Source organism: Millisia brevis NBRC 105863 (assembly GCF_001552615.1).
Lineage (GTDB): Bacteria > Actinomycetota > Actinomycetes > Mycobacteriales > Mycobacteriaceae > Millisia > Millisia brevis.
In genome coordinates this window covers 1-24,266 of record NZ_BCRN01000031.1, presented here as the reverse complement: position 1 = coordinate 24,266, position 24,266 = coordinate 1, and the positions used below count along the sequence as shown (strand labels likewise).

General features: G+C 68.2%; 22 protein-coding genes and 2 pseudogenes. 14 read left to right on the top strand and 10 right to left on the bottom strand.

Annotated features, from left to right (window positions below; all coding sequences use genetic code 11):
• The first annotated feature begins 127 nt into the window (after window positions 1–127).
• Window positions 128–586, top strand: a complete 459-nt coding sequence (locus MB1_RS24305; RefSeq protein ID WP_084352629.1) for a globin domain-containing protein — start codon at window positions 128–130, stop codon at window positions 584–586.
• 30 nt (window positions 587–616) lie between these two features.
• Complete coding sequence (locus tag MB1_RS24300; RefSeq protein ID WP_066913604.1) at window positions 617–901, top strand: DUF2277 domain-containing protein; 285 nt, start codon at window positions 617–619, stop codon at window positions 899–901.
• 13 nt (window positions 902–914) lie between these two features.
• Here MB1_RS24300 and MB1_RS24295 read toward each other — a convergent pair whose 3' ends face one another.
• Window positions 915–2,111 carry a globin domain-containing protein gene (locus MB1_RS24295; protein WP_174532004.1) on the bottom strand — a complete coding sequence of 399 codons (1,197 nt, stop codon included), beginning with the start codon at window positions 2,109–2,111 and terminating at the stop codon, window positions 915–917.
• Between the two features lie 280 nt (window positions 2,112–2,391).
• On the opposite strand from MB1_RS24295, the gene MB1_RS24290 reads away from it, so the two are divergent.
• Entirely contained in the window at window positions 2,392–3,027 is a 636-nt protein-coding gene (locus MB1_RS24290) for a DUF1345 domain-containing protein (protein ID WP_066913593.1), read from the top strand.
• Window positions 3,028–3,163: 136 nt separating this feature from the next.
• Window positions 3,164–3,673, top strand: a complete 510-nt coding sequence (locus MB1_RS24285; protein ID WP_066913599.1) for an acyl-CoA thioesterase — start codon at window positions 3,164–3,166, stop codon at window positions 3,671–3,673.
• A gap of 597 nt (window positions 3,674–4,270) precedes the next feature.
• On the opposite strand, the gene MB1_RS24280 is transcribed toward MB1_RS24285, so the two are convergent.
• Genes MB1_RS24280 through MB1_RS24255 form a run of 6 tightly spaced genes read right to left on the bottom strand, consistent with a single transcriptional unit; the run spans window position 4,271 to window position 11,218 of the window.
• Complete coding sequence (locus MB1_RS24280; RefSeq protein ID WP_066913591.1) at window positions 4,271–4,657, bottom strand: hypothetical protein; 387 nt, start codon at window positions 4,655–4,657, stop codon at window positions 4,271–4,273.
• Window positions 4,654–6,093 carry an RAMP superfamily CRISPR-associated protein gene (locus tag MB1_RS24275; protein ID WP_218000316.1) on the bottom strand — a complete coding sequence of 480 codons (1,440 nt, stop codon included), beginning with the start codon at window positions 6,091–6,093 and terminating at the stop codon, window positions 4,654–4,656. The genes MB1_RS24280 and MB1_RS24275 overlap by 4 nt, the downstream gene beginning before the upstream one ends.
• Window positions 6,090–7,088: a type III-B CRISPR module-associated Cmr3 family protein gene (locus tag MB1_RS24270; RefSeq protein ID WP_066913587.1), complete on the bottom strand. Its 999-nt coding sequence runs from the start codon at window positions 7,086–7,088 to the stop codon at window positions 6,090–6,092. Before MB1_RS24270 ends, MB1_RS24275 begins: the two co-directional genes overlap by 4 nt.
• On the bottom strand, window positions 7,069–7,644 hold the full coding sequence (locus MB1_RS24265) for a hypothetical protein (protein ID WP_066913585.1): 576 nt from the start codon (window positions 7,642–7,644) through the stop codon (window positions 7,069–7,071). Before MB1_RS24265 ends, MB1_RS24270 begins: the two co-directional genes overlap by 20 nt.
• Window positions 7,641–9,170, bottom strand: coding sequence for a Cas10/Cmr2 second palm domain-containing protein (locus MB1_RS24260; RefSeq protein WP_066913583.1), 1,530 nt, complete (start codon window positions 9,168–9,170; stop codon window positions 7,641–7,643). Before MB1_RS24260 ends, MB1_RS24265 begins: the two co-directional genes overlap by 4 nt.
• A gap of 26 nt (window positions 9,171–9,196) precedes the next feature.
• Window positions 9,197–11,218, bottom strand: a complete 2,022-nt coding sequence (locus MB1_RS24255; RefSeq protein ID WP_157084378.1) for an RAMP superfamily CRISPR-associated protein — start codon at window positions 11,216–11,218, stop codon at window positions 9,197–9,199.
• 296 nt (window positions 11,219–11,514) lie between these two features.
• On the opposite strand from MB1_RS24255, the gene clpB reads away from it, so the two are divergent.
• From clpB to MB1_RS27075, 3 genes and pseudogenes are all read left to right on the top strand, one after another.
• Entirely contained in the window at window positions 11,515–14,067 is a 2,553-nt protein-coding gene (clpB, locus tag MB1_RS24250; protein WP_066913579.1) for an ATP-dependent chaperone ClpB, read from the top strand.
• 127 nt (window positions 14,068–14,194) lie between these two features.
• Window positions 14,195–15,235 (top strand): DUF5666 domain-containing protein, encoded by a 1,041-nt coding sequence (locus MB1_RS24245; protein ID WP_157084376.1) that lies wholly within the window; start codon window positions 14,195–14,197, stop codon window positions 15,233–15,235.
• Between the two features lie 44 nt (window positions 15,236–15,279).
• A pseudogene (locus MB1_RS27075) lies at window positions 15,280–15,882 on the top strand (TtfA family protein); the annotation flags it as partial.
• Between the two features lie 174 nt (window positions 15,883–16,056).
• On the opposite strand, the pseudogene MB1_RS27070 reads toward MB1_RS27075, so the two are convergent.
• Window positions 16,057–16,482 (bottom strand): annotated as a pseudogene (locus MB1_RS27070) (hypothetical protein); the annotation flags it as partial.
• Here MB1_RS27070 and MB1_RS24235 point away from each other — a divergent pair.
• The 6 genes from MB1_RS24235 (at window position 16,421) to MB1_RS24210 (ending at window position 21,442) form a co-directional block, all read left to right on the top strand.
• Window positions 16,421–17,197 carry an SDR family NAD(P)-dependent oxidoreductase gene (locus tag MB1_RS24235; protein WP_439646975.1) on the top strand — a complete coding sequence of 259 codons (777 nt, stop codon included), beginning with the start codon at window positions 16,421–16,423 and terminating at the stop codon, window positions 17,195–17,197. The pseudogene MB1_RS27070 and the gene MB1_RS24235 overlap by 62 nt on opposite strands.
• A gap of 63 nt (window positions 17,198–17,260) precedes the next feature.
• Window positions 17,261–17,818, top strand: a complete 558-nt coding sequence (gene pyrE / locus MB1_RS24230; protein WP_066913575.1) for an orotate phosphoribosyltransferase — start codon at window positions 17,261–17,263, stop codon at window positions 17,816–17,818.
• A gap of 22 nt (window positions 17,819–17,840) precedes the next feature.
• Window positions 17,841–18,524, top strand: a complete 684-nt coding sequence (locus MB1_RS24225; protein WP_066913573.1) for a lysoplasmalogenase family protein — start codon at window positions 17,841–17,843, stop codon at window positions 18,522–18,524.
• Between the two features lie 108 nt (window positions 18,525–18,632).
• The gene (locus tag MB1_RS24220; protein WP_174532002.1) at window positions 18,633–19,424 is read left to right on the top strand and encodes an SDR family oxidoreductase; all 792 of its coding nucleotides are present in this window, start codon (window positions 18,633–18,635) and stop codon (window positions 19,422–19,424) included.
• Between the two features lie 129 nt (window positions 19,425–19,553).
• The gene (locus tag MB1_RS24215; protein ID WP_066913569.1) at window positions 19,554–20,213 is read left to right on the top strand and encodes a TrmH family RNA methyltransferase; all 660 of its coding nucleotides are present in this window, start codon (window positions 19,554–19,556) and stop codon (window positions 20,211–20,213) included.
• Window positions 20,214–20,257: 44 nt separating this feature from the next.
• The gene (locus MB1_RS24210; protein WP_066913567.1) at window positions 20,258–21,442 is read left to right on the top strand and encodes a glycoside hydrolase family 76 protein; all 1,185 of its coding nucleotides are present in this window, start codon (window positions 20,258–20,260) and stop codon (window positions 21,440–21,442) included.
• A gap of 110 nt (window positions 21,443–21,552) precedes the next feature.
• Here the strand turns inward: MB1_RS24210 and MB1_RS24205 are convergent, their stop codons facing one another.
• A complete protein-coding gene (locus MB1_RS24205) occupies window positions 21,553–22,365 on the bottom strand; it encodes a DedA family protein (RefSeq protein WP_174532003.1) in 813 nt (270 codons plus the stop codon).
• Between the two features lie 263 nt (window positions 22,366–22,628).
• Between MB1_RS24205 and fbaA the strand changes: the two genes are divergently transcribed.
• Entirely contained in the window at window positions 22,629–23,663 is a 1,035-nt protein-coding gene (fbaA, locus tag MB1_RS24195) for a class II fructose-bisphosphate aldolase (RefSeq protein ID WP_066913563.1), read from the top strand.
• A gap of 92 nt (window positions 23,664–23,755) precedes the next feature.
• Here the strand turns inward: fbaA and MB1_RS26165 are convergent.
• A partial coding sequence (locus MB1_RS26165) for an Rv0361 family membrane protein (protein ID WP_218000315.1) occupies window positions 23,756–24,266 on the bottom strand: 511 nt, incomplete at its 5' end.

Sequence of the window (24,266 nt, the reverse complement as noted above, 5' to 3'; positions counted from 1 at the left end):
GTCGGCGGCAGGCGGGCGGCGGGCGGCCGGTGGCCGGCGGTGGGTGGCGGTGAGCGGTGGCGATGGGCCGGGGTAGGGGTTCGTTTCGGTACAAGACAGGGGCGGCCGGGGGTGCCACCGTGGAGGGATGACCCGATCCGACCGGCCGAGCGACTGGTACCGAACGGTGGGGGAACTGCCGGGGCTGCGGGATCTCGCGGCGGCCCTGCACCGGCGCTGCCTGGAGAACCCGTTGATCGCGCATCCGTTCACCCGCCCGGAGAATCGCCCCGACCACAACGAACGTATGGCCGCCTACCTCGCGGAGGTCTTCGGCGGCCCGCCCCTCTACACCGGGGCGGGTGGCTCGCAGAGCACGCTGATGCGCATCCACCTCGGCGAGGGCTGCCCCGCGCAGCCGTACCGGGACGCCTTCGTCGACGCCTTCGACGCCGCCGCGGCCGATATCGGGCTGCCGCCGGAGGTGCGCGCCGACCTGCACACCTATATGGCCGCGGCCGCCGTCGACCTGCTGCCCGAACACGATGATCCGGACCGGGTACCCGCCGACCTGAGGATGCCCCGGTGGGCGCCCGATCGCGGGTGATCGTCGGTATCCGGGTCTACCGTGGACGGCATGTGTCGCAACATCACCATTCTTCGGGGACTCGAACCGGCCGCCACCCCCGACGAGGTCGAGGCGGCCGCCCGACAGTACGTCCGCAAGATCAGCGGGATCACCAAGGTCTCCGCCGCCAACGAGGAGGCCTTCGAGACCGCGGTCGCGAAGATCACCGCGGCCACCAACGAGCTGCTCGGTGAGCTCCCTCCCCGCCGGCAGCCGCCGACCACCGTGCCGCCGCTGCGCCGCCCCGAGGTGCAGGCCCGCATCGCCGCGCGCGCCGCGGCCGCCGAGGGCTGACGCCTCCAGCGGATCAGGGGAGCGGGTCGTGCATGATCCGCTCGCGCGGGGTGCCGCCGTGCACCAGCGAGTAGATCGTCGTGCGGATCATCGACGGTGAACCGCTGATCAGGATGTTCCGGTCGGCCCAGGTGCCGAAGCTCGACACGACCCGCCCGATCTGGCCGTAGAGCACCGAATGCATGCCGACCGGTACGGGCGGCGTCGGGGGACCGGTATGCCACCACGGGTCGTGCTCGTTCTCCAGGACCGGCACGATCGTCAGCCACGGGTTGGTCATCGCCAACTGGTGCAGCGTCTCGAGGTCGTAGAGATCGCAGGGATACTCGCCGCCCGCGAATAGATGCACGCGCGGATTGCGCCCGTAGCGGGACATGTCGATCAGCAGGCTGCGCAACGGGGCCAGGCCGGTCCCGCTGGAGACCATCAGCACGTCCTCGCCGCTCTCCCGGTCCACCTGCAGCGCGCCGAGCGGGGGCCCGATCAGCCAGCGGTCGCCGATCGCGGTCGTCGAGATGATCGCGGGGGAGACCCACCCACCGGAAACCCGGCGGATGTGGAATTCGAGTTCACCCCGGTCGTTGCACGGGATCGCCGGGGACAGATATCGCCACAGCCGCGGCCGCTGCGGGATCTGCACGCTGACGTACTGGCCCGGCTCGTAGAAGATCTGGTTGTCCGCCTGCAGTCGCACGATCGCCAGGTCGCCGAGCACCCGGATGTGGTCGACGACGGTGGCGGTCCAGTAGGGCGGCAACTCCTCGCTGTCGGCGCCGCCGGCCATCACCGTGACCAGTCCGGCGATCATCCGTCGCCACGCCGCCTCCGCCTCCGGCGTCCACGACCGCTCGGTCATCGAATCGCGCACCGCGGCGAGAAGCGCGGCCCCGGCTGCCGCGAAGTGGGCGCCGCGGATCCCGTAACGCAGATGGTCGCGCCCGAGCTGATGGAGGAACCGGATCACCGGGTCCGGCTCCTCGAGACGGTCGACGACGAAGTCGAGCGCGCGCATCAGATCCATCCGCTGGTCGCTCATCCCGGCCGGGAACAGCGTCCGCAACTGTGGATAGGCCGTGAACAGTTGGGCGTAGAAGACCGCCGCGAATCGGTCGGAGCCGTCCTCGCGCGCCTTGATCTCCTGCCATCCCGAATGGACGCAGGCGATCGCGCGCGGATCGAGGACCAGCGGCATTTCGAGCTTCAGTGGCATGTCCACAGACGGCGTCCTTTGATCGCGTCCCATCGTCGAGATGTCCGAGAACGTCACACCGAACGACCCGGTAGGGCGGGAAACCCGCCGACCGAACCCAGCCTAGCGCGCGTGTGGTTTTACCTCCGATTCGGTGAGCTCGCGTTGCGTCAACACATGTATTCGGGAGCATTCGCCCGGGCCCACACGCGGATTCCGCACATTCGCCGCCGGGGGTGAACCACCTGATCGAATATCGGGAGGGAGTCGACGAGCGGCTCCGACGGCGGCAGGGGTCGGCATGGTTTCGCGACTGGTCACATCGGGTGACAACCGATTTCGGGGCGGGCTGATCATCGGGCTGCTGGGCGGTATCGTCGCCTGGCTGCTGACCGACCGATGGCAGGTCGGCCTGCTGTCGGTGGTCATTCTCGCCGCCCTGGTCAACGTGCTGTGGGCGTTGCTGACCCTGTGGCCGATGGACGCCGCCAATACCGGGAAGCACGCCGGCAACGCCGATGTCGGTGACGAGGTGAGCGATCTGACTCTGGTGCTGATCCTGATCGGCAGTCTCACCGCGATCGGCGTGCTGCTGCTGTCGGCCCAGGAGCAGCAGAAGGAGGCCTACGCCGCGCTGGCCCTGCTGGCGATCCTGTCGACGTGGGCGATGCTGCACACGATGTACACCGCGCGATATGCGCGCGTCTACTACCAGGGCACGCCGGGTGGGATCGACTTCAACGACGAGCAGCTACCCCGGTACGTCGACTTCTACTACTTCTCGTTCAACCTCGGGATGACCTACCAGGTATCGGATACCGCCGTCACCGAGTCGGATGTGCGCAAGCACGTCCTCAAGCACTGCCTGCTGAGCTATATCTACGGCACCGTGGTCATCGCCTGCACGATCAACCTGGTGATCAATCTGGTCGGGTAGGTATGCCGGGTTCGGCGCGCCCCGGCGGGGGCGATACGGCAAGGTTGGTCCTGCCGACGGCGACCGACGACCCCTGGAGGAATCAGCCGTGACGACCGAGGAGGCCGTGCCCGCCGACCGCCCGACCACGCTGTACATGACGGTGCTGATGACTCCCGATATGGCCAACTTCTCGGGCAATGTGCACGGTGGCAGCCTGCTCAAGCTGCTCGACCAGGTCGCCTACGCCTGCGCGAGCCGGTACGCCGGGACCTACGCGGTCACCCTCTCGGTCGACCGGGTGCTCTTCCGCGACGCGATCCACGTTGGCGAACTGGTCACCTTCTCCGCCTCGGTCAACTACACCGGCCGCACCTCGATGGAGATCGGGATTCGGGTGGACACCGAGACGATCCGCGAGCGGACCAAGCGGCACACCAACAGCTCCTACTTCACGATGGTCGCCGTCGACGAGTCCGGCCGCCCCGTCCCCGTTCCTCCGCGCCCGATCGACAACGATGTCGACGCCCGCCGCTTCGCCGACGCCCAGAAGCGCCGGGACGCCCTGCGCGCGGCCACCGAGGAGCGCCACGGCGTTCCGCCGGAATCGGAGACTCTTCCGGTAGCGCGACGTCATTGTCGACCAGAGCCGCTCGGCGAGTGTTGACGGGACGGCTTCCGGCCTTGCGCACCCACCCAACGTGCTGAAGACGCCCGTCGCTGCCAGCGGGTCTTCAGATTTCTATGACCTCGACTCGTCAGAGATGAGCTTGCGGACTTGACCGCGTCGCCCCCAGGCCCACGCGTGGATGCCGGGAATCCACGTCAGCGTAGCGGATGAGTCGGTCGGGTGCTTCGATACTCAAAGCCTGGTTGGAGGCCGCAGGTTGCGGATGATCGGCAGACGGTCGGCGATCGTCCCGCGGCCTGTCGGCGGACGACATGAAGAATCTCATCGTGCATGGACGCCGAGCCCATGCGTTGGAAGTGGATTTCGAAAGAACTCTCGGCGCAGCCGGATTGCATACCGGGGACGTGCTGGGTTGATTCCGGCTCGGGGCGCGATGAAGACCTCTCGCACCACTCGCCGGTGGGTCGATTCAATCCGCTAGTGGCGAACCAGGCGTACAACGATGTGCGATGGTCGACGCTGGACCGTACCGCAGGAGTAGCGGGAAGCTGGGCTGCTTCTGGGATCTCGGCCGACGGGTGCTTGCTCGGTCGTATACGGCTCGGCTATCTGTGGCAAAGTGGCTGATTGGGACTACTCGGCTGACTGCGACCGTGCGGCAACCGCGGTCGGAACGATGTAGGTGAGGCGGCCGCGGGTCAGGACATCGAATTGTTCATCGACGACCGCTGCGGGCTCAGTGGCCGGATCGGCCACGCGCACACCGGCTATCCGTCCATCGTCTGCGGCCCAGGCGATGGTTGTATCCCGACGCCCTTTGTCCCAGCGATCCTGCGCGTACCAGACATCGTCTCCGTCGATCCGCAGTCGAGCGACTCGTCCGTCCGGCCACCAGGCCCAGAGGATCGAGGTGGCCGGCGCGTCCGCAGGCGGATCGGCGCGGTGAAGCCCGTCGAGATCCTGCCAGAGGCAGGTAGCGCCGCTGAGCTGCGTCCGAGCGTCGGCCCAAGTTGTGATCATATGGTTCCTCCGGCCCCGACATGCCTCGCCAGTGTCGCTTGCGCGTCGGAAAGCTCCGGCAAAGTGGATGTTTCGATAAACACTCGGCCGTAGCCGCGAGTTGTGCTCCCACCGATGCCGACGAGGCCGTCGTTGAAGTCCTCGATCGCCAGTCGCAGGAGGGCGGAAAGCAGCGCGTCGTCTCCGTCGAGGCCGAGATCGATCAGCCGGATGGCGAAGGTGCCGTACTCGACAACCTCCCGCGTATGCAGCAGGCCGAACTGTTCTCGGGTGGCCCTCATGGAGTCGTCATTGTCACGCAGCCGCGTCTGCTGGGCAACGCCACCGGTGAAGCGGTCTATCGGTGCGTGTGTCCGGGTGGTGGTGGCGCCGGTGATGGGCGCGTCCTCGAACCGAATTCTGCCGCGCGCCTGCCTGGTTGGGTCGCCGTTGGTGTTCTTGCGACCGGAGAAGCCGAAGACCCGACAGGTGAAGCAGTCTCCGCAGCTCTGGTCTATACATGGCATCGGTGTGCTCTTGACGCTGCGCAGGATGTACTCGATTCGGGAGCGCATGACGCCCTTCAACGATGATCCCGGCACTATCGGTACTCCGGCGCTCTGCATAACGGCGGCGACCTGATGCTGGTCATCGTCCAGGTTCGGCGGGGCGCCTTCGGATGTGGATCCGTTCGGTGCCCCGCCGGGTGCCGTGTAGGTCTCACCCGACCCGACATGTGTGGCCTGGGTTATCGTGCAGGCGAGTTCGTGCCGAGGTGTCAGCGGGGGCGGTGGGTTTCCCGGGACCGCGTATCGGGTGACGACGGCAGCTGCCAGATCGGGCCCGTGGTGGGTAAGGAAGGTCAGGAGATTCTTGCTGTCGGAGAGGTCGAGTGTACCCGCGAACATATCGCTGACGTAGGTCCGGCCGCGCCCGATGGTGACCCCGCGGCCCAGAAGCGGTGCCCAGCAGGCGATGTCCTCGAGAAGCTCGGGCCACTCGTCGGCTGCGGGCGTCGTGCCGGGGGCCACCTCGTACGACAGGTAGATATCCCAGGAGCTTCCTGCTGATGCCACCTCCATGGTGCGGAGAGTCTGGTTTGCCGCCGCGCCACGTATACGGTCGTGGGCGGTCCCCGTCCGCGTCTCGGTATCGCCGTTGTCCGCAGCGGGAACCATGCGGGTGTCCAGGACGCCGACGCGACTTACCGCAGCCCGGTCTTTTGCGTCGTCGCCGATTTTCCCGAAGAGGCGCACCGCGGCGTCGGGTCCGCGTCGGGCACGTACATGCGCCCGAAGGGAGCCGGCGACGGTCGTCGGCGGAAGGTGAAGTGCCCCGCCCCGCCGCTGGAGCGGAACGTGTACACCTTTGTCATCGGCCACCGGGCCCGGGGCGCCGATCCCGCCGGGTTCGAGTGTCGTGAGACGCACGATGATTCGTCCCCAGTGGTCGGTCATGCGGTCCACCCGGCCGGGTCGGCTTCCGGGCCGCCCACGGCGCCGAAACCCTCATGGCGGCGCAGTCCCAGTCCGGCCGACAAGCCGGCGAGACGACTCGGATCGAACGGCTCGGCCGTTTTGATCAGGTAGGTCGAACCGACGTCGACCGCCGCGTCGGTGTGCTTGGGTAGACCGCTGGCGGCATGCCAGCCGCCCACCTCGGTCCACCGCGTCCATCTCCTAACGACGGTTGCGTCGACACCGAGGAGCCGTTTGAGCTCCCATGGTTGTGGTTCCACTGCCGGCGCCCCGTCGTCATCGACCAGGATCGCGGGTGAGATGAGTCTGATCACAAAGGTATTCGAATCGATGGCCGCCACCGGCCGGTAGTCGGACGACGTCAAGGAGACCGTGGCGAGCCCGCGGGTGGTCCGCCGGCCGCCGATCCTGATCGATCCCAGCTCGCGGAGCTTCTCGAGAGCATCATCGGGACCCTCGATGCGACCGCGGAACGTGGTCGGTACGAGATCCTCGCGAACAAAAAGACGTCCATCCGCCGCCACACCGTCGGACCCGATGGCGACATGAGACCTGTTGATCGTTCGCGGTCTGCTCGCGGCCGCCGCGCCGTGTCGACGGAGAGGATCGGAATCCGACTTTGCGTACTCCATCGGGCACCTGTGCTGTCGAACCCAGGTGGGCTCGGGACTGGCGGCGTCCCAGTAGGTGGACCGGCACTTGTCGGTGGGCGGGTACTTGTGGATGCGCAGGGACAGGGGAGTGGGAGGTCTACCGGAAAAGAGCGGGCCGTAGGTGACGCCGCCCTCGAAAAGCGTGAGGAACTCCGGTCGAGCGGCGCCGGTCGCTTCCCCGTTGCGGGCCAACCACACCGCCGCGAACGCGCCGCGCACCACGCTGCCCGGGATGTGTTCGAAGGTGGCCTGTCGGAAATTGGAGCGCGGACCGGTGCCGAGGTGGGCGCGCTGCACGAGATCAAGTTCGAGCGTGGCCATCTGCCGCTCCTGTCAGGTCGCGAAGGATCCGAACGTCGTCCGCGGTCACCGGGAAGGCCGGGGTGATGCCCACCCATCCGAGCCCTCGCCGCCGCCAACCGCCCAGCCCGTGGACTGCGGCGCCGGCGCACCGCAGGATCACCGTATGTGTCTCGACGTCGGCCGGCTCCAGGTACCGATGCCTGCTGACGGTGAACTCGGCCCGAGTCGGGTGAAGATATTCGCCGAGGACCAGGTGGTCCTCGCGAACAGCGTGAGTGACCTCGTCGATTTCAATGCGATGCCCCGCGCCGAGCTCGCCCCAGTTGCCGCCGGGCGCGGCTGCGGCCGTCCACGCCCACGGGGATGGTGTTCCGGGACTACCGAATACCGCCCCGAATACTTCGGCGGGGAGATCGAGCACGTGCTGCGCGGCATATCTCATCAGACCCTTGAGATGGTCTGCGCCGAGCGGTTCCTCGCGGTCGACGGTGATGTCGACGCCGTCCCGGCCGGATGTGGTGCCGACCCGAAACGGGGTGTGGAAGGTGATGGTGAAGCCAATCTCGTCAATCATGTTGTGGGCCACCAGCGTGCGATATCGAGTTGATTGCGGACGGACAGTCCCTGGTCTTCGAGCTGCTGGAACAGCGCCCGGGTATCGGCCGCCCGCATGCGGTCTTCGGCCTCTTCGAACTTGTTTCGACGCAGCAGATCGAGCAGCAGAGCTCGATGCGATGTCGCGGTACCCACCACCAGTTCGGTCAGCCCGGGCTGCCACCGTGTGAGATCTTCGGATCGGGGGCAGATCCGTTCGGCCGGCGGGTCGAAGCCATCGGCCACCAGATCGAGAAACGACACCGAGGACGTCTGCCCCAGGCCGGAGGTCTTAGCGCGCCGGAGCTCACGTGCCGCAGCGTCGACGACATCGACGAAAGGTGTTGTGTGGTGGAAGAAGATCACGCCGGCCGAGATGGTGGGGGCGGGGAGCGGTTTGTCGAACTGGCGCTTGACCGAGTCGGGAAACCCGCCCAGGAGGGCGGCCACGAATCGCCATGCCTGCGCGGCGGGAACACTGATGTGGACGTCATCACCACCGATCAGATGCGGCAGCACCGGGACCTTGCCCTTGCTGTTGGTGCCGGCGGCGGTCAGGACCTCGCTCGCCGCCGCCGCCAATGCCTTCCGGGTGCCGTGGGTGATCCCCACGGCGATATCCGACTTCGGGACCCCCTTGCGCTGAGCTTGTGTGACGAAGTCGCCGATGCGATTGCCGTCCGCGTAGACCAGGGCGATGTGGTCGCCGTTGCCGAGCTCCTCGAAGTCATCCGGGAAGCCCGGGCAGGGGGCTTCGTTATGGGCCGCAAGATCTTTCCGTAATACGCCCTCGGCCCGCGGGCGCCAGGAGTCTGCGTCTCCCTTGGTCCCGTCGATATACCGCCGCCTGCAGTCGATGCACCCCTCGCGGGTGTTGTCGACCGTGGGATTGTCACTGGTAGCGGCGATCAGCCCCACCGCCGGCCAGGACATGCATCGATCACACGGCTTGGCGAGCACCACGTGCCGAATCGGCGCCGGCGAGTCGACGATCAGCTCACCGCGGTCACGGCGGTCCACCATCTCGCGGTATGCCTCGATATAGCTGGCTCCGGTGCCGTGAACGGCGGTGATACCGGCGGCCGGAAGCTCCGCCCGAAGTACCGAGGCAACCTCGGCCGCGACGGCATCCGGTTCGGCATCCGGCCGCAGTTCCAGGGAGACAACTCCGTCGACGTCGCCGGCTTCCTTGTTCCAGTGGGCACCGTCCGGCAGCCGCTCGGTCCAGAATTGCTCGCTGGTGGCCTCGGACAACCGAACGGACGCACCGCGGAACCCCCGCAGATCGGAGCCACTGCGGGTCAGATAGCTCTGCACCCGAACGACGCCGACATCGAGGAACTGACGATCCGCAACTGTCGTCGCCTCCTGCGTGGGTTCGCCGGTGGTTCGCGTGCGGTCACGGGCCGCTGCCTCGCGGTAACGCTGCTGGCGTTCCTGGCGGGACTGGGAGGGTTGCGCGGCTCCGGATCGGCTCCGGCCGCTCTTGCTCTTCTTGTTCGACACCCCTGCTTGTCCTTCGCTACCTATGGCTACTTCTTCGTCTCCGAAGGAGGTGGATTGGGGATCGTCTGGTCGGTGGCGGTGGCCTCGGGTGGCCCGGTGATGCGGTACGCCTGGCGGCGAGTCCCGTCGTCGGTGGAACGTCCGGACGATTGATTCCAGAAGGCGAACCCGTCGTCGTAGTCCTTGGTGCCTTTGGTGCCCGTCCCCGGCGGGTACCAAACGTCTTCGTTCTCCACCGCAGTGATGTCCAGGACCGCCTTCAGCTGCGGCCATACGGAATCACGCAGTGATACGTCGGTCGATTCCGTGAAGGCGTCGATCGCGGCAGCGATGGGTATCTCGGCTGCGGCTGGTGCACCCAGATAGCGGGATTCGGCAGTGTCGATCCGAGCGATCGACACCGTGGTCTCTATCGCGCCGAACCCGAAAGGTTTTCCACCGCCGAGCGAGGTGACGATCTTCTGGTTACGCTGCTTCGGGTGGTCTCCTCGAAAGAGGAGTTCGGGTTGTGCGGCCGCGATGAGTCCTCCCAGTTCCGCGAGACTGATGTTGTCGAAGCTGATCGTCGCGTCGAGCGTCGTCCAGGTCTCCAGAAGGGTGACCGTCGCTGCCCCTACCGCTTCGCTGTGGTGGTCGCGGGCCTGCCCGCGCGGGGTGATGCCTTCGTGCGGTTTCTTTGTGCGCCGGTAGAACTTGCGGCCGCGGATCGGTCGCGGATTGTTTCGGGGATCGGCTCGTGATCCCCAGTACGACAGTGGCTTTTCGCCGCTGCGTCCATATGCTTCCGTATCGGGCAGCGCCGAGTGGTCGAGGTAGAACTGGCCCGCGCTGGGGCGGGGATTCAGCAACGGCGCCAATTTCCACTCGCGTGTCTTGGGCTCGTCCACGACGCGTACGTCGGAAAACGAAATGTGCCCCCGATAGGAGTTCTGTCGGGCGGCGGCATCATCTTCGCGGACGGTCACGTCGGCACTGCCGAACAGCCTGCACGCGGGGCACAATGCGGCGGGATCGGTGCACGGCTGCAGGTCTTTCGGAAGCCGCTCCCGAATGGTCGTCGATCCGATGGTGCGCCACAGATAGGACGGCTTGATCTCGGTGACGACCTGCCGGCCGCCGACCCCGGTCCCGAGTCTGACCCAGACCGGTTGGCCCTTGCCCATCGCCTTCCGCACCCGATACCGGTAGCCGATGTGGTGCCCGCAGTTCTCGTCGGGGTGGGAGCAGTTCTTGTCGGCGGGCGGCCAGAACACCGGAGCGAACTCGTCGGTGGACAGTCGGGCCTTGCGCAGATCGTCGGCGCCGGCCGCATGGGTGAGGTATTCGGCCCAGGCCTGCTCGGTGACCACAGCGTCGCTGGTGAAGTTTCTTCCGGCCGCGAAGTACACCGGCTTGTCCGGATTGCGCGCCGCGGTATCGGTCAGCAGGATCTGCCAGGCGTCGGAATCATCCGGGGCCGCCGGCTGGATCGAACCTGCTGTCAAGGTTCGGCGGGCGGGGGTACCGCCGAACGTCCCGTTGAGGACTGTGAATCGGGAACCGGAATGGACGGGCCCCCCGAAGGCCTTTTCCAGGCACGCGTACGGGAACCAGGCGACGGAGGGGTTGTTCGCGTCGGCGGAACTCTCGGCGATATCGACCAGTGTCGGTCGCCCCGATTCGGCGTCCACTCCGGAGACCCGTGCGAACCGAAGGCCATTCGTCACCTTGGTGCTGGCGTGCTCGCGGTGTACCGGAACGTAGTCCAGATCGATCACGCGCATGCAGCTTCCGGTGAGCGTCTCGTGGACGGCACGAACCGCGCCGTGCAGCGCCGACCCGGGTGTGAATATCATCCCCGCATGATCGACCGGAGGTTGCGATCCGCTGCCCTGAACAGCGCCCAATAGAAGTGGGGAGCGGGCTTTGATGTGAAGTCCGAGGGTTCCGGAGAATCGATCGTCTCCGAGTTGTTCGTGGCCAGCCGGGGCCGCGGGATTCACCTGAATCGCTGTGGCCACAAAGGTATACGGGTTGACAAATGCTTTCATTGAACCCCGCTCTGCCACTGCCGTTGGGTGAGCAAGAAAATAGCACGTGGACAGGCTCTCTTGGGGTCTCGGACGCGATAACAAACCGCACGAATGACGTCTATTTCGGCGGTTCTCTGGGCTGTGGCCACAGGCCGCGGGACACCCGAGCAGGTTGCGGGCCGACAAGATTGTTGAAGTTGAGCGGAATAGACTCAAGTATCATGAGTGTTGGATCTGGTGACCGTCGACGTCTCGGCGGCGCGGCCGGGTGGCCGTAGCCGTCGGCGCAGGCGTATGACCAACAGAGATACGAACGAGCATGAGGAGATGAGGTGGAGTCCTTCACCCCCACCACCAAGACGCAGCAGGCACTGAGCGCTGCGCTGCAATTGGCGACGACCAATCGGAATCCGGAGATCAAGCCGGCGCACCTGTTGTCGGCATTGCTGGAGCAGACCGACGGCATTACCCGCCCGTTGCTGTCCGCCGTCGGGGTCGACCCGGCCGCGGTGGACCGGGAGGCGAAGGCGCTGGTCGAGCGCCTGCCGCAGGTGAGCAACACCAGCTCCCAGCCGCAGCTGAGCCGCGACTCGCTCGCCGCGATCACCGCCGCCCAGAATCTGGCCACCGAGATGAACGACGAGTTCGTCTCCACCGAGCACCTGCTCTACGGCCTCGCCAAGGGGGACAGCGATGTCTCCAAGCTGCTGACCGGCCACGGCGCCTCCGCCGAAGCCCTGCAGGAGGCCTTCGTGAAGGTCCGCGGCAGCGCCCGCGTCACCTCCGCGGACCCCGAATCGACCTTCCAGGCGCTCGAGAAGTACTCGACCGACCTGACCGCGCGCGCCCGTGAGGGCAAGCTCGACCCGGTCGTCGGCCGCGACACCGAGATCCGCCGCGTCGTGCAGGTCCTGAGCCGCCGCACCAAGAACAACCCGGTGCTGATCGGTGAACCCGGCGTCGGCAAGACCGCCATCGTCGAGGGCCTCGCCCAGCGCGTTGTCGCGGGCGACGTCCCCGAATCGTTGCGCGGCAAGACCGTCATCTCGCTCGACCTGGGCTCGATGGTCGCCGGCGCGAAGTACCGCGGCGAGTTCGAGGAGCGCCTGAAGGCCGTTCTCGACGAGATCAAGGGCGCCTCCGGGCAGATCATCACCTTCATCGACGAGCTGCACACCATCGTCGGCGCCGGAGCCTCCGGCGACTCGGCGATGGACGCCGGCAACATGATCAAGCCGCTGCTCGCCCGTGGTGAGCTGCGCCTGGTCGGCGCCACCACCCTCGACGAGTACCGCAAGTACATCGAGAAGGACCCGGCCCTGGAGCGCCGCTTCCAGCAGGTCTACGTCGGCGAACCCTCGGTCGAGGACACCGTCGGCATCCTGCGCGGACTCAAGGAGCGGTACGAGGTGCACCACGGCGTGCGCATCACCGACTCCGCGCTCGTCGCCGCCGCGACCCTCTCCGATCGGTACATCACCTCCCGGTTCCTGCCGGACAAGGCGATCGACCTCGTCGACGAGGCCGCCTCGCGGCTGCGCATGGAGATCGACTCCCGCCCGGTCGAGATCGACCAGGTCGAGCGGGCCGTGCGCCGGCTCGAGATCGAGGAGATGGCGCTCGAGAAGGAGACCGACGCCGCGTCGAAGACCCGCCTCGAGAAGCTGCGGCAGGAATTGGCCGATTCGCGCGAACAGCTCTCGGAGCTGACCGCGCGCTGGCAGAACGAGAAGGGCGCGATCGACAAGATCCGCGAACTGAAGGAGCAGCTCGAGTCGCTGCGCGGCGAGGAGGATCGCGCCGAACGCGACGGTGACCTGGGCAAGGCGTCCGAACTGCGCTACGGCCGCATCCCCGCGATCGAGAAGCAGCTCGCCGAGCAGACCGCCGTCGAGGCGAGCCAGGACCCGGTGATGCTCAAGGAGGAGGTCGGTCCCGACGACGTCGCGGACGTGGTCTCCGCCTGGACCGGAATCCCCGCGGGCCGCATGCTCGAGGGCGAAACCGCCAAGCTGCTGCGGATGGAGGACGAGATCGGCAGCCGCGTCGTCGGCCAGTCGAAGGCCGTCGAGGCGGTCTCCGACGCCGTGCGTCGCTCGCGGGCCGGGGTCGCCGACCCCAACCGCCCGATCGGGTCGTTCCTGTTCCTGGGACCGACCGGTGTCGGCAAGACCGAGCTGGCCAAGGCGCTCGCCGAGTTCCTCTTCGACGACGAGCGGGCCATGGTCCGCATCGACATGAGCGAGTACTCGGAGAAGCACTCCGTCGCCCGCCTGGTCGGTGCCCCACCCGGATACGTCGGCTACGACCAGGGCGGCCAGCTCACCGAAGCGGTGCGTCGGCGCCCGTACACCGTCGTGCTGTTCGACGAGGTCGAGAAGGCGCACCAGGACGTCTTCGACATCCTGCTCGCCGTGCTCGACGAGGGTCGGCTGACCGATGGCCAGGGCCGCACGGTCGACTTCCGCAATACGGTGCTGATCCTGACCTCCAACCTGGGCGCCGGCGGCACCGAGGAGCAGATCGAGGCCGCGGTGAAGCGGCACTTCAAGCCGGAGTTCATCAACCGCCTCGACGACGTGGTCAACTTCCACGCCCTCACCGAGGACGAGCTGGTCAACATCGTCGACATCCAGCTGGGGCTGCTGCAGAAGCGGCTCGCGGCGCGGCGGTTGACCCTCGAGGTGACCCCCGGTGCCCGGATGTGGCTGGCGGTGCGCGGCTACGACCCGCAGTACGGCGCCCGGCCGCTGCGCCGGCTGATCCAGCAGGCGATCGGCGACCAGCTCGCCAAGTTGCTGCTGGGCGGCGACATCGTCGACGGTGACACCGTCGCGGTCGGCGTCACCGAGGACGGTTCGGCGCTCGAGCTCGCCCGCGGCTGACGTTTCGATCACCCGCAGAACGCGATCCGGTCGCGCTCACATGTCGGCCCCGACCAATGCCCTGGTCGGGGCCGACCTGTGTCCCGGCGACGACCGACCCGGGAATCCGCCCGGGCATACTGGAGCGATGAGCACACCTCGTGACCCCCGAGCCGATCACGACGCCGAAACCCGGGCGTGGGCGGGGCGGGACGACGAGACGCGGCGGGTGGATGACGATCAGACCCACTGGTTCGGCGACGATCGGACGCGCCGAGTCGGGGGCGACGCGGACCGCACCACGGCCTACGGCGGCCCGCAGGGCGCGGATCCGACCGTCGCCTACGGCGGAGCCCCCGGTTACGGCGCAGGCCCCTCCTACGGCGGTTCACCTTCCCATGGCGCGGACCCGACCGCCGCCTACAGCGCCACCGGCACCCAGCAGGGCGCGCCGAAACATCCGCCGACCGTGCAGTATCCGGCCACCGGCGCCTGGACCACTACCTACGGGCAGAACGCCCCCGGTGCGAACGCGTACGGGGCGAATAGCTACGGGCAGAACACCTCGACGTACCAGGAGAGCACCGCCGGCTACGGCCAGGTGCCCGGTTCGGGAGGCTACGGGCCGCCCCCGAACGGCGCACCATCCCCGCAGCCGACGCCCGGCGGCGGCCGCCGCAAGACCGGCCGCAATGTGCTGATCGCGGTGGCGGTTCTCGTCCTGTTGTTCCTGCTCGGTCTGCTGGCCTGGGGGCTGCAGGCGACGGGCGGCTCCTCCGATACCGCCGCCGGGCAGACTTCGGCGCCGCCCGCCCCCGTCACCACGGCGCCGACGACAGCGCCGCCCGCCACCACCAACCCGAACCTGCAGATCCCGCTGCCGTCGATAGAGTTGCCTCAGATTCCGGGGCTCGAGAGCCTGCCCGATCTCGGTGAGGCGATCGGCAGCAGTGGTGTCACGATCGGCAGTATCCAGTCGATGGGCGACTCCTCGATCGTCGTCAACGGTCTGACCGGGCCGGTGACGGTCCTGATCACCCCGCAGACCGAGATCCTCGGCATCAACGCGGCGGCGCTCGGCGACCTGGCGGTCGGCGAGCAGGTCGTGATCGAGGGAAGCCCGGTCCAGAACGGTCAGACCACCGCCACCCGAATCGTCAGCACCCGCATCCCCGGAGGCGGAAACTAGACTCCGGCGGGCGGCAGATCGAGAAGCGAGATGGCAGTCGGTTGATGACGGTACTTTGGTTCGCCCTGGCGGTGATCTGTGCGGCGGGAGCGGCCGCGCTGATCGTCGTCGATCGGCGACGGCGCGATATGGCCCGATCCGAGCGCACCGAGTGGGCGCAGGCACGCGGCTACCAGTACACCGACTACGACGAGGACCTTCCCGGCCGCTGGTCCGGGGCGGCGATGTCGAAGCTGCGGTTCCTGCCGGGTCGCGACATCGTGCGCGGTCGGCGTCGCGGTGAGCGGTTCATCCTGCTCGACGTCGACGACTCGGCCACCCTGGTGGCGGTCCGTCGCCCACAGGGATCGGATGTCGACGTCGACCTGCGTCCGGCCGACGGCACGCCGCCGCGGTCGGATCGGCTGGCGCTGCTGGGCCGGTTCGGCGATCGGGTGATCTACACGTCCGACCCGGATATCGCTCGCCGCGTCTGTGACAACCGGATGGCGGCGTTCATCGACTCGGTTCCGTCCTTTGTCGATCTGCTGTGGAGCGAGGGGCCCTGGACCCTCGGGACCATCCCCTACGAGTCCGACGCCCAGCAGTGGGATACCGCGATCGAGACGGTTGCCCGGCTGTCCGGGCTGCTGCGTGTGCTGCCGCCGTCGACGGGCCCGGGCGAGCCCGCACGCCCGGCGGACGCGGCGCTCGCCCTGCGGCCGACCGGTCTGATGGAACGCGGCGGCGATCGGCCGTTCGGGCCCGGCCCGTTCGGACGCGGTCCGTTGTCGGAACCGGGACCCGTCGAGCGCGGTCCGCTCGAGCGTGGCCCGATGGAACGTGGCCCGATGGAACGTGGCCCGATGGAACGTGGCCCGATGGAGCGCGGCCCGCTCCAGCGGGGACCGATCGAGCGCGGTCGGATCGAGCGCGGTCGGGTCGAACGTGCCCCGTTCGAGCGGCCGTCCGTCGAGCGCCCACCCGTGGAACGCGGCGCCGAGCAGGGCGGGTGGCCGGCGGCCCCGCGGTCCCCGGAAGGCGCGGACGACCGTGGCTGGGACCGCCCGACGTACCGTCCGGCTCCGGGTGTCGACCGCCGCTCCGACCTGCCGACACGGACCGGGGTGACCCCGTCCGAGCGCCCGGATACCGGCGAAAGGCGACCCCGCTAGTTCGTGGTCGCGGGGTACAGACAAAGATGTGCTGGTGCCTCCCACGACTGACAACAGACCGGTCGCCTTGGTCACTGGTCCAACTTCCGGCATCGGCCGGTCCTTCGCGCGCCGACTCGCCGCAGACGGCTATGACCTGGTTCTTTGTGCCCGCGACGCCGAACGGTTGAAGGCGTTGGCGCAGGAGGTGGCCGACGCGCAGGGCACCCGCTCGGAGATCCTGGTCGTCGACCTGGCCACCCCCGAGGGGCGTGCCACCGTCGCGGACCGGCTTGCCGCCGGGGTCGACGTGCTGGTCAACAACGCCGGCGGCATGTCCAATGGGACCTTCTGGGAGCAGGACCTCGCGGTCCTCGAACGGCAGATCGACGTCAACGTCACCGCGGTGATGGCGCTGACCCATGCGGCGCTGCCCGCGATGGTCCGGGCCGGCAGCGGTTCGATCATCAACGTGGCGAGCATCGCGGCGTTCTTCCCCGGCAGGGGTGGGTCCTATGCCGGCACCAAGTCGTACGTCTCCGGATTCACCCAGGCGCTCGCCTCGGAGCTGCACGGCACCGGCGTTCGCATCCAGGCGCTCTGCCCGGGCTTCGTCGACACCGAGTTCCACGAGCGCGGTGGCGCGTCCACCGACGCGGTCCCACCCAAGGCGATCCTGAACCCCGACGACGTCGTGACGGCATCCTTGAGCGATCTCGAGCGCGGAGCGGTCGTTAGTATTCCCAACACCCGCTACAAGATTCTCGTGATGTCCGGCAAACTGCTTCCGCCGGTGCTGACGAATTGGGTGTCGGGCCGACTCTTCTGAGTCGACGATCAGTCCCGATATGTGGACATAGGAGTACAGACGCTATTGCAGGGAGAATTCGATATGTCGGTGGCGATCGATTCCGCACGCTCCGACCTCGCTGCCCTGGTAGGCGAGCTGGCGGTGGTGCGCGGAGCGGTGACCCTGTCGTCGGGTAAGCAGGCCGACTACTACGTCGATCTGCGGCGGGTCACACTGCACCACCGGGCGGCGCCGCTGATCGGGTTTCTGATGCGCGACCTCGTCTCGGACTGGGACTTCGACGCGGTCGGTGGGCTGACGATGGGCGCCGACCCGGTCGCGCTCGCCGTCCTGCACGCCGCCGGTCGACCGGTCGACGCCTTCGTCGTCCGCAAGGCCGCCAAGGCGCACGGTCTGCAACGTCGGATCGAAGGGCCCGACGTCACCGGTCGCCGGGTGCTGGTCGTCGAGGACACCACCACCACCGGCAACTCGCCACTCACCGCGGCCGATGCGCTCACCGAGGCCGGCGCGATCGTCGTCGGCGTGGCGACCGTCGTCGATCGGGCGACCGGAGCCGCCGAGGTCATCGCGCAGCGGGGGCTCGAATACCGCTCCCTGCTCAACCTCGCCGATCTCGACCTCGAGCCGACCGTCTGATCCTCGAGCACTGATCCTCGATATGGACGCGCGTGCTCGGCGGCGGTGGTGCGACCTCGCCTACCTGGTGGCGGCCGGCGTCACCGTCGTAGCGGGCGGCCGACACGACCGCCGGACGCAGTTGGTGGCCAAGCCGCTGCTGATGCCGCTGCTCGCCCTCGGTGAGTTGAGCGACGCGGATCGGCGCGCCGACCGGGTCGACGCCGGATTGCTGGCGGTCGGACTGGCCGCGGCCACCGCCGGCGACGTGCACATGATCGATGTCGACGACGACGCCGCCCTGCGTCGCGGGGCGTCCTGCTTCGCGGTCATGCAGGTCTGCTGGTGGCTGCGGGCACACCGCACCGGTGCGGTGCCCGGCGCCGCGCAGGTCGTGCCGCGGGCGGTCGCCTGGTCGATCGCCTCGACGGTGACCGCCCGGCGTTTGCCGACCCCGGCCCCCGTGCTGATCGGCTACGGCGCCCTGCTCGGCGGCGCCGGTGCTGCCGCCGATGCGGTCGGTGGGCGGACCGCGCTCGGCGGCCGACTGTTCACCGTCTCGGACACCACCGTGCTGATCCGGCGCATGCTGGGCGCCGCCGGCGCCGCCGATCCCCGCTCCCGGACCGCCCGCCTCCTCGAGGCCTTCGTATTGGCCACCTACGCCGGCGCCCAGTACCTATTGGTCCGGCCATCATTGGCCGACGACGCGCCCGTCGCCCCGTAATCGGCGCTATCGGTTGGTATCTCGGCGTCGTGCGGCCGGTCGGTCGGCCGCCGAGGTATCCGCGACGAATGGTCCCACGAAATGGCAAACGTCCCCTAACATGATGGGGTGAGCCCAGCGAGTGTGTTCATCACCGGCGCAGCGGCCGGGATCGGCCGGCAGACCGCCCTGGCGTTCGCGCGCCGCGGTTACATCGTCGGCGCCTACGACGTCGACGAGACCGGGGTGCAGGCCCTGGCCGAGGAGATCGTCGGGTCCGGTGGGCGGGCGATCTCCGGGCGGCTCGACGTCCGTGATGCGGACGCCTTCGCCGAGGCGATCAAGCAGTTCGCCGTCGAGGCCGGCGGGTTGACGATCCTGATCAACAACGCGGGCGTCCTGATCGGCGGCAGCTTCGTCGAACACACCGCCGCGGACTACCAGCGCATGGTCGACATCAACGTCAGCGGCGTGATCAACGGCTGCCTCGCGGCCTACGACGAGTTGCGGGCCACCCCCGGCGCGACGGTGATCAACCTGTGCTCGGCGTCGGCGATCTACGGCCAGGCCGAACTGGCCGTCTACAGCGCCACCAAATTCGCGGTGCGCGGGCTGACCGAGGCGATCGAACTCGAATGGGCCCCGCAGGGGATTCGGGTGCGGGCGATCTGGCCGCTGTTCGTGCGCACCGCGATGACCAGGGACCTGGCCACCGGCACGGTGAGCACCCTGGGCATCCGGCTGACCGCCGACGACGTCGTCGAGCAGATCCTGGCGGCGTGCACGCCGTCGACATCCGACCGGCTGCTGCATCGGGTGCACTATGCGGTCGGCCGACAGGCGCACCTCGCCGCGGCCGGGGCCCGGTTCTCTCCCGCCTGGCTGACCCGCGCGGTCAACAAGCGCCTCGCGCGCCACTGATTGTCGGTCGGCCGAACGGTTTTCCTACCGGACGGCCGTTTCGTGGCCCGTCGACGATTCTCCGGTCCGACTTGGGTGTGACGAATGTCCCTGCGGACCAATATGATCGAGCAACGATAGGATCGTGGGGTGCGCGAGGAACCAGGGCCCTCCGAATGGGGCGACCAGCGGCACGGCCTCGGTCCGTGGCTGGCGGAGTTCGGCACGCCACCACCGACCGATCCGCGCCTGGATCCGGACCTGTTGGAGAACGGTGATCGCCGCAATGTCGTTGACGCCTACCGGTATTGGCGTATGGACGCGATCATCGCCGATATCGACGCGCGCCGGCACCCGCTGGAGATCGCGATCGAGAACTTCGAGCACGACGCGAACATCGGCACCGTCGTGCGCACCGCCAACGCCTTCGCCGTCGCGACCGTGCACATCGTGGGGCGGCGTCGGTGGAACCGGCGTGGGGCGATGGTCACCGACCGCTACCAACATCTGCGCCATCACGACTCGGTGCAGACCCTCGCGCGGCATGCCCGCGATCACGCGTTGACCGTGATCGGCATCGACAATGTGCCCGGCTCGCGCCCGATCGAGTCGGCGCAACTGCCGCGCGACTGTCTGCTGATCTTCGGACAGGAAGGACCCGGATTGTCGGCCGAGGCCGCGGAAATCTGTGTGGGCACGTTGTCGATCGCCCAGTACGGATCGACCCGCAGCATCAACGCCGGGGTCGCCGCGGGGATCGCGATGCACGCCTGGATCCGCCAGCACGCGGACCTCGGAGCGGCGTGGTGACGGTCACCGGGTGGAGCCGACCGTTCGGGTGGGATGATCTTGCTATGCACGAATCCTGGGCGGCCCGCGCGGACCTGGCCGAGCAGGCGATCACCACGCGACACGTCCGTCGGCTGTGGGGCGTACCGGGTACGGCGTTGGGGGTTGTCGGCTGGCCGGCGGTCCGCCGCGAACGCGGCTATCTGCGCTGGCACTACTGGTGGCAGGCCCACCTGATCGACTGTTGTATCGACGCGGCGCTGCGATCGGCGGACGGTCGCGGTCGGCGGCGCGTCGCCCGGCTCACCCGCAGCGTCCGCATGCGCAATATGGGCCGCTGGACCAACGCCTACTACGACGACATGGCCTGGCTGGGATTGGCGCTGCAGCGCGCCCAGCAGGACCTGGCGATCGACAATCGCAGCGCGATCACCGCGCTCGAGGACCGGCTGATGGTCGGCTTCAACCCGGTGGTCGGCGCTCTGCCCTGGCGCACCTATCGGCGGCCCGATCAGGCCTTCTTCAACGTTCCCGCCAATGGCCCGGCGGCGATCCTGCTGGCCCGCACCGGCCGCGTCTGGCGCGCCGAGGCGATGGTCGACTGGATGCACGAGACCCTGCGCGATCCCGAGACCGGACTGATGTTCGACGGGATCCACGCCGACGGCTCCCTGGAGCGGAAGTTCTACTCCTACTGCCAGGGCGTCGTGCTCGGCGCGGAGACCGAATTGGCGATCGCGGTCGGCGACGACCGGCACGTCGAGCGCGTCCGCGCCCTGGTCGACGCGGTCGACCGGGAGCTCTGCGAGGACTCGGTGATCACCGGCGGCGGTGGGGGCGATGGCGGCCTGTTCAACGGCATCCTGGCCCGCTACCTGGCTCTGGTGGCGCGCACCCTGCCCGGCCACGACGCGCAGACCGAGCGGGCCCGCGCGGTCGCCGCCCATATCGTGCTGACCACCGCGGAGCACGCCTGGGACAACCGGCTGCAGATCGAGGGGTTGCCGCTGTTCGGGCGGGACTGGACCGCGCCCGCGACGCTGCCGACCTCCGGTTCGGCGGTCGGCTCCTTCCACGCCGGTACGGTGACGCCGTCCGAGGCCGCCGAACGCGACCTGTCGGTGCAGTTGGGCGGCTGGATGCTGATGGAGGCCGCCGCCGCGATCGCCCCCGATGTGCCCGCCGATGCCGGCGCGGAGAAGAGCTCCGCCGCCTCGATCATCGATTCGCTGCGCAACCGCTTGCTCTAACGCAACCCCAACTCCACCGGCCCCCGACCCCCCGGAAACGGGTTCGGGGAGTTCCGAGTCCACCGGGTGGACGCGAAACTCCCCGAATCGGTGAGCGGAGGTAGCGGAGCTCAGTGCCGGCCGGAGTCCGGGCCGATCGGGCCGGTGGTCGCCTCGGAGGTCTCGGCGCCCGGGCGCGGCGGGTTCTGACGCATCGTCCCGTCGATGGTGCCGTCGAAGGCGTCGATCGCCTCGGCGACCGGCAGGCGGCGCGCCGCGATCACCTTCTTGAGCACCTCGACGGCGATCGGGATCACCGAGACGGCCACGATGATCAGGAAGATGATGTCGACGTTGTCGCGGATGAGGCCGATCTGCCCGAGCAGGTAGCCCAGCGTGGTGACACCCGCGCCCCAGAGCACCGCGCCGACGACGTTGTAGGTCAGGAAGATCGAGTAGCGCATCTGCGAGGCGCCGGCGACAACCGGCGCGTAGGTGCGCACGATCGGCACGAAACGGGCCAGCACGATGGTGATCGGGCCGTGCTTCTCGAAGAAGGCGTGCGACTCGTCGATGTACGCCTTCTTGAAGAACTTCGCGTCGTTGCTCTTGAACAGCGCCAGCCCGCCCTTGCGGCCGATCCAGTAGCCGGCCTGATCGCCGAGGAAGGCGGCGATCGGGATGGTCACCAGCAGCACCCACAGCGGCGCGAACGGCTCGACCTCGGCCGACTTGTTCGCGGCGATCAGACCCGCCGTGAACAGCAGCGAGTCGCCCGGCAGCAGCGGGAACAGCAGCCCGGACTCGATGAAGACGACGATCAGGATGCCGGCCAGCGTCCAGGTGCCGAACGAGTTGATCAGATTCACCGGGTCGAGGAATCCCGGAAGCAGCGCCGGGACGACGGTGGGGTCGGTCGAGGCGGACTGCGCCAAGAGTTCGATCACGAGCCGAGAATACGCGGGCTTGCCGGCAGCGATGATCGACGGATCAGGCGATGTCCGATTTGTCCGAACAGTGCGATCGATCGCTCGGTGTGATCGATCGCGCCGAACCGGTTCCCCCGGGGCGGCGCGAAACGCTGCGGCGATTGACATACTGCGAGGTGAGTCCTGTTGAACCCGGGACGCCCCTGCCGTCGCCGCGCGCCATACCGTCGGTCGCGTCGGCTCGCTGGGGACCGCCCACGAAACGGAGGTTGTCCACCGTGCCCATCGCAACACCCGAGGTATATGCCGAGATGCTCGACCGGGCGAAGGCCGGCGGGTACGCGTTCCCGGCCATCAACTGCACCTCGTCGTCGACCATCAACGCCGCGATCAAGGGTTTCGCCGACGCCGGTAGCGACGGAATCATCCAGTTCTCCACCGGTGGGGCCGAGTTCGGCTCCGGTCTGGGAATCAAGGACATGGTGACCGGCGCGGTGGCGCTGGCCGAGTTCGCGCACGTCGTCGCCGAGAAGTACGGCGTCACGATCGCGCTGCACACCGATCACTGCCCGAAGGACAAGCTCGATACCTACGTCCGCCCGCTGCTGGAGATCTCCCGCGCGCGGGTCGAGGCCGGCGGCAACCCGCTGTTCCAGTCCCATATGTGGGACGGCTCGGCCGTGCCGATCGACGAGAACCTCGAGATCGCCCGTGAGCTGCTCGACCTGACCTCGGCCGCCCGCATCATCCTCGAGGTCGAAATCGGCGTCGTCGGTGGCGAGGAGGACGGTGTCGAGGCCGAGATCGACGAGAAGCTCTACACCTCGCCCGAGGACTTCGAGAAGACCGTCGACGCGCTCGGCTCCGGCGAGAAGGGGCGCTATCTGCTGGCCGCCACCTTCGGCAATGTGCACGGCGTCTACAAGCCGGGCAACGTGGTCCTGCGTCCGGAGGTGCTCGCCGAGGGGCAGCGCGTCGCGGCCGCCCGCCTGGGTCTGGATGCCGACGCCAAGCCGTTCGACTTCGTCTTCCACGGCGGATCGGGCTCGCTGAAGTCGGAGATCGACGATTCGCTGCGCTACGGCGTCGTGAAGATGAACGTCGACACCGACACCCAGTACGCCTACACCCGTCCGATCGCCGGCCACATGTTCAGCAACTACGACGGCGTGCTGAAGGTCGACGGCGACGTGGGCAACAAGAAGGCCTACGACCCGCGCGGCTGGACCAAGCTGGCCGAGGCCTCGATGTCGACCCGCGTCGTGGAGGCCTGTAACGACCTGCGTTCCGCCGGGCGTTCCATCTCCGCCTGATCGGTTCCGCGCACGCGTGAAGCGGCGGCGTGCACTGCCTTCCGGCGGTGCACGCCGCCGTGCGCGTTATCGCGGCTGCGGGAGATCGATCGTCATCCGCAGACCTTCCACTGGCCGTCGACGAGATTGAGATCGAAGGTGCGGGTGGTGCCGGTCGTTTCCTGATCCGTCGAGACCGTGACCGCGACGATCGCGCTGTCCGGGGTGTCGAGACGGATCGCGTCGATCGAATCGATCCGCGGGATCGACCCGTCCCGAACGCCCGCGTCGCGCACCGCGGCGAAGTCGCTGTCGCTCAGCCCGGCGTAGAACTGCTCGAGATCACCACAGGTGCCGGACCGCACCGTCGCCAGGTCACCGTTCTGCAGGCCGTCGGCATAGGTGGTCACCGCGTCGCGGATCCGGTTGTCGGTCGAGTTGGTGCTCAACGCGGTATACGCCCAGTAGCCCAGCCCGGCGGCGACCACCAGGATCACCGCGCCGATCGCGAGCAACAGTGGCCGGCGGCTGCGAGTGCGCGTCTCGGTCGGCTCGATGCGCTGCGGCCCGATCGGCCGGCGGTCCGCGCCGGCGGCATCGGCCCCGCCGGCGACCGGTGGCGGC